The 210-nt window shown below is 71.4% G+C and carries 1 protein-coding gene; it reads right to left on the bottom strand.

Going from position 1 to position 210, the window contains the following annotated elements; translation table 11 throughout:
• Positions 1–210, bottom strand: a 210-nt coding sequence (locus EXE45_RS19420; protein ID WP_137695234.1) for an AMP-binding protein, incomplete at both ends; no start/stop codon positions are given.

Genomic DNA, 210 nt, shown 5'->3' with positions numbered 1-210 from the left:
CCATCATCCGCAACACGGCCGGCACCGCGACCAGCGTCGTCGCCGACTCGCGCTCCACGTCGCGCAGCACGCGCCCGGGGTCGACCTCCGGACTCAGCAGGATGCGCCCGCCCATCTGGAAGAAGGGGACCGTGAGCACGTTCCACCCGCCGGTGTGGAACATCGGGAACACCATCGGGGTCACGTCGTCCTCGCGGAGCCCCCACGCCG

The organism is Halorubrum sp. SP9 (assembly GCF_005435015.1).
GTDB classification, from domain to species: domain Archaea; phylum Halobacteriota; class Halobacteria; order Halobacteriales; family Haloferacaceae; genus Halorubrum; species Halorubrum sodomense.
Note: the sequence above shows the minus strand (reverse complement) of the source record. Positions and strands in the feature narration are given on the sequence as shown.